Source organism: Pseudemcibacter sp. (assembly GCF_965661635.1).
Lineage (GTDB): Bacteria > Pseudomonadota > Alphaproteobacteria > Sphingomonadales > Emcibacteraceae > Pseudemcibacter.
The window spans coordinates 1-5224 of sequence record NZ_CBFIEP010000187.1 but is presented as its reverse complement, the minus strand read 5'-3'; the positions used below and the strand labels follow the sequence as shown (position 1 = coordinate 5224).

Genomic DNA, 5224 nt, shown 5'->3' with positions numbered 1-5224 from the left:
GGCGGTAAGTTAAGGCAAAAAACGGGTTCGTTTTACGGTGCGATGGCTGAACAACAATTGAGGCTTTATCGTTTCAGTAAGGTTATCCTTGGAGTTGACGGTTTCAATATTAATATCGGTATAACAACACATTTTGAGCAGGAAGCAAGTCTAAATAGAGTTATGTGTGAGAGTGCAGATCAAGTGATCGTCGCAACAGATTCTTCAAAGTTTGAATATTCAGGACTTTATAAAATAGTAGATACTGAAGACATTGATGTATTGGTAACAGATACGGGTATATCTGACAAAATTGCGCAAAAAATTGAACGATCAGCGATAGATCTGATCATTGCATAAGTATTAGAGGCAGAGTTGAAATATTTAAAAAAAATAATTGAAGAAAATAGGCAAGGAAAATCGAAGGGTATTTATTCTGTTTGTTCAGCACATCCACTTGTTATAGAGGCGGCGATGGAACATGCAAAAGAAGAAAAAACACCTTTATTAATTGAGGCAACGGCAAATCAAGTTAATCAATTTGGTGGTTATACCGGTATGCGAGCAGAAGGGTTTTATGATTTTGTATGCGAGATAGCTTTGAAAGTGGCTTTCCCACTTGAACATATAATTTTAGGCGGAGATCATTTAGGTCCAGTGTGTTGGTGTGGAGAAAACTCTTCGGATGCAATGGATAAAGCAGATGATCTTATAAAAGAATATGTTGCCGCAGGTTTTAAAAAAATTCATCTTGATTGTAGCATGGAATGTGCAGATGATAATTCTCCCTTAAGCGATGAAATCATAGCAATGCGGGCTGCGAGACTTTGTAAAATTGCCGAAGAGGAGGCACTTAAAAGGTTTGGTGAAAGTGATATTTTATATGTTATAGGAACAGAAGTACCGCCACCCGGCGGCACCAATGAAGAACTTACTGAGCTGGAAGTGACGAGCCCAGAACATGCCCTTAGAACATTAAATGTGCATAAAATTGCATTTAAAAATCAGGAATTAAATGAGGCATGGTCTCGCGTTATTGGCATTGTAGTGCAGCCTGGTGTTGAATTTAGTCACACTTCAATCGTACAATACCAACCTGATAAGGCGGCGAAACTGAAAGGAGTGATCTCTTCTGAAGATAATATTGTTTTTGAAGCACATTCTACAGATTATCAATTACCAGAAAACTATAAGCGCTTAGTAGAAGACCATTTTGCTATTCTTAAAGTAGGGCCCCAACTCACGTATGCTATGAGAGAAGCACTTTATGCGCTTCATCAAATTGAAAAATATCTAGTAAATCAGGATGATCAATCAAATCTATATGAAACTTGTGAACGAGAAATGATGGTATCGCCAAAAAATTGGCAAAAATTTTATTCTGGCTCAAAAGAGGAAGAAAAACTCCTAAGACATTTTAGCTATAGTGATCGTATTCGATATTATTGGCCCAACAAAAAGGTCGAGGAAGCCGTAAGGTCATTAATTGATAACTTATCAGATCGCCCTATTCCTTTACCGCTATTAAGCCAATATATGCCAGAACAAAATATGGCGGTTTTAGAAGGAAAATTAAAAAATAAGCCGAAAGAATTAATAAAAGCAAAAATTAAGACTGTACTGAAACATTATTCTTCAGCGTGCTATAGGAAGCATTAAAATGACTAAAATACTTGGTTTCGAAGAAAATACCTTGCGGAGCCAGTCAGCATATTGGACGGCACGAGAAATTGAGCAGCAGCCCGATGTTTGGCAAAAAGTCGCAGATGGTATAATTAAAAATCACGCAGGACTCGATGATTGGTTAAAATCTGCGCTATCGGATCCTTGTGGTAGAATAATATTAACGGGCGCGGGCACCTCAGCCTATGTCGGGGAGACGTTGGCCCCTTTTCTCTCAAAAGCACTTTCAAGACCAGTTGAAGCAATAAGCACTACTGATATTGTTTCAGCACCGGAACAATATCTCATTAAAGTAAAGCCCACATTAGTTATTTCCTATGCAAGATCAGGGAATAGTCCCGAGAGTGTAGCAGCGTGTCAATTATGTGATCAGTTGGTAGAGAACGCATATCATTTAATCATTACCTGTAATAAAGATGGTGCATTGGCGAAAGTCGATAATGCGAATAATGCAAAATATGTGCTGATGATGCCGGAAGAAACAAACGATAAAAGCTTTGCCATGACCAGTAGCTTTTCTTCAATGATGCTTGCGACCGCTTTAGTTTTTAAGTCATTAAACCAAAAACTCGATGAAACCATTAATATTTCTAGATCAATTCTTAATACTGACTTTTTAAGAAAAGTTGAAATATTAAGTCAAAAACCATTTAGTCGTGTTGTATGTTTAGGTGCAGGCGGCCTATTGGGTATCGCACGAGAAGCATCATTAAAAATTCTTGAACTTAGCAATGGAAAGTTAGATTGTTATTTTGAAAGCCCTTTAGGTTTTAGACATGGGCCAAAGCTCGTTGTTGATAAAAATACATTGGTGGTTCTACTGGGTAGTAATAATGAATATACACAAAAATATGATCGTGACCTTTTGAAGGAAATTAAAGACGACAATATAGCAAAAAATATTGTTAATCTATTTGAAGAACTGGGAGTTAGAGAAAATGCTCTGGATGATATATGGGTGGCTTTTCCGTATATTTTATATTGCCAGATTTTTGCTTTTTATAAATCTTTAGCGCTTGACGTTACGCCTGATAATCCATGCCCAACGGGTGAAGCGAATAGAGTTGTACAGGGCGTAAAAATCTATCCACATGGCGGTAAATAAAATGATTTACGGTATTGATATTGGCGGGACTAAAATCGAGATCACGGTTTTTGATGAAAATATGCAGCAAAAGGATAATTGGCGTATTAATACGCCAACGGATTGTTACCAGGAATTCATTAGTGCGATAAGTGACATGATATTTGAAGCTGATGGAAAATTTAAGTTAAAAGGCAAAGTAGGGATTGGAATGCCGGGCTTAAGTGATCAAAATGGATTATCATTAAGTGCTAATATATCCATTGCGAATGGTCAAAATGTAGCAAAAGATTTAGAAGATCGCATTCACCGTAAAGTGCTATGTGAAAATGATTGCCGTTGCTTTGCACTTTCTGAAGCAAATGGCGGCGCAGGGTATGCTTATAAGAGTGTTTACTGCGCAATAATCGGAACGGGGGCCGCAGGCGGGTATGTGGTTAATAATGAAATAATACTAGGAAGGCAAAAGATTGCGGGAGAATACGGTCACCTTCAACTTCCAGCAGATTTGAAAGAAAAATATGATCTGCCTCTTCGTCAATGTGGTTGTGGATTACCAAATTGTTATGAAGGTTATGTTTCAGGGCCAGGAATAGAATTTATTTATTCTCATATAACGGGTAAAAATTCTAAGGTGCCAGATATTGTGAAAGAATGGCGAACTCAATCAAAAGAAGCTCTTAAGGTCTTTGACTGTTATATGGACATTCTTGGCTCGTGTTTTTCAAATATTATTCTTAATTATGACCCTCATGCTATTATACTTGGCGGGGGTATATCGCTTATCGATGAAATCGTTGAAGGATTAGCAGTGAATATTAATAGTCATTTGTTCAAAGGGTTTAGCGCCCCACCAATTTATAAAGCAAAATTTGGTGATGCTAGTGGTGCCCGCGGTGCAGCGTTATTAGCAATGGGGAAAGACTAATGCATGATCCTTATTATATTTGCAGCAAACTCATTATTGGGGAAAGAGAGAATTATGAAGATCATGCGGTACTTATTGAAAATGGGAAAATAAAAAAAATTACAAAAAACCCTAACCAGGGTATTAGATCAATTCATTATAAAGATGCTATTGTCATTCCAGGATTAATTGATTTGCACATTCATGGGCGTGATGGCTGCGATGTTATGGACGGCACTATAAATTCATTGGATAAGATTTCGATGTCACTTGCCCAACACGGCGTTACAGGGTTTCTTGCGACGACGGTGACCAGTACATGGGAAAAAACCCTGCAAGCTTTTAATGCAATAGGTGTTGCAGCACAGACCAAAATGAGTGGCGCTGCGGTATTAGGTGGATATAGTGAGGGATTATTTTTTACCAAAGACCATAAAGGTGCTCACGACGATCAGTTTTTTCTAGATCTTACAGTTGAGAGAGTTGATGCAATGATTGAAGCCACCAAAGGAGCTTTAAAGGTCATTGCCTTAGCGCCAGAAATTGAAAATTCTGTCAAAGTGACTAAGCACATTACGGCGCAGAATGTACAAGTGATGGTGGGGCATACAAATGCCACTTATCAGGAAACCATAGATGTGATTGATGCAGGTGCCAGCGGGGGTGTACATGTTTTTAATGGCATGCGTGGAATTCATCATCGTGAGCCAGGCTGTACGGGTGCGGTATTAACAAAGGATTGTTGCGTTGAAGTAATTGCAGATGGCGTTCATTTACATCCGGCAATTTTGGATTTGATTTATAAGGTGAAACCTGTTGAAGATATCAACCTCATAAGCGATTGTATTAATGCTGGCGGAATGCCTGATGGTACCTATCGTTTAGGCGAATTAGACGTAAAAGTAGAAAATGGGATAGCGAGAACGAATGAGGGCTCCCTTGCCGGAAGTACATTAACATTAGAAAAAGCGGTACATAATATGTCAAATCTTGCTGGGATAGAATTTCGAGATGCCGTTCATATGGCTAGCCTTTCTCCCGCCAAATTTCTTAAGTTAGAAAAAACGAAGGGCAGTATTAAAGAAGAAAAGGATGCGGACCTTTGTATTTTAGGAAGTGAGGGTGAAGTTATTATGACGGTGATTAATGGCGAGATTGTATATCAAAATGACAATTTCAAGATGAGGGATTAAATTTATGAATGTATCGAATGTGCCTGAACAAAATAGCAATAATTCTATCGTTCCAATGATCATTATAGGGCTTTTGTTTTTTATTTTTGGTTTTGTGACCTGGCTTAATGGATCGCTTATTCCCTTTTTACGGATCATATGTGATTTAAGTGATTTTCAAGCTCTTTTTGTAACTTTTGCTTTTTATATTTCTTATACTGTGATGGCATTGCCAATGGCAGCGATTTTAAATAAAACGGGCTACCGTAATGGGATGGCCATTGGGTTGGCAATTATGTCTAGTGGTGCACTTTTGTTCATACCCGCAGCCTTAAGCGCGAATTATATTTTATTTTTAATTGCGCTTTTTGTGCTTGGAACCGGCTTAACAATAATACA

General features: G+C 38.1%; 4 protein-coding genes and 2 pseudogenes. All 6 read left to right on the top strand.

From position 1 onward, the window contains the following. Positions 1-339 (top strand): annotated as a pseudogene (locus tag ACTF6W_RS12110) (DeoR family transcriptional regulator); the annotation flags it as partial. A 15-nt stretch (positions 340-354) separates the two neighbouring features. Next, the gene (locus ACTF6W_RS12105; RefSeq protein ID WP_438994807.1) at positions 355-1638 is read left to right on the top strand and encodes a D-tagatose-bisphosphate aldolase, class II, non-catalytic subunit; all 1284 of its coding nucleotides are present in this window, start codon (positions 355-357) and stop codon (positions 1636-1638) included. Between the two features lies 1 nt (position 1639). Next, entirely contained in the window at positions 1640-2767 is a 1128-nt protein-coding gene (locus ACTF6W_RS12100) for an SIS domain-containing protein (RefSeq protein ID WP_438994806.1), read from the top strand. After that, positions 2754-3674: an ROK family protein gene (locus tag ACTF6W_RS12095; protein ID WP_438994805.1), complete on the top strand. Its 921-nt coding sequence runs from the start codon at positions 2754-2756 to the stop codon at positions 3672-3674. The genes ACTF6W_RS12100 and ACTF6W_RS12095 overlap by 14 nt, the downstream gene beginning before the upstream one ends. Next, positions 3674-4846 carry an N-acetylglucosamine-6-phosphate deacetylase gene (gene nagA, locus ACTF6W_RS12090; protein ID WP_438994804.1) on the top strand — a complete coding sequence of 391 codons (1173 nt, stop codon included), beginning with the start codon at positions 3674-3676 and terminating at the stop codon, positions 4844-4846. Before ACTF6W_RS12095 ends, nagA begins: the two co-directional genes overlap by 1 nt. Before the next feature lie 4 nt (positions 4847-4850). Beyond that, positions 4851-5224: pseudogene (locus ACTF6W_RS12085) on the top strand (glucose/galactose MFS transporter); the annotation flags it as partial.

Coding starts and splice junctions, on each gene's coding strand:
- ACTF6W_RS12100 (WP_438994806.1), top strand. CDS start 1,640: ATGACTAAAATACTTGGTTTCGAAGAAAATACCTTGCGGAGCCAGTCA.
- ACTF6W_RS12095 (WP_438994805.1), top strand. CDS start 2,754: ATGGCGGTAAATAAAATGATTTACGGTATTGATATTGGCGGGACTAAA.
- nagA (WP_438994804.1), top strand. CDS start 3,674: ATGCATGATCCTTATTATATTTGCAGCAAACTCATTATTGGGGAAAGA.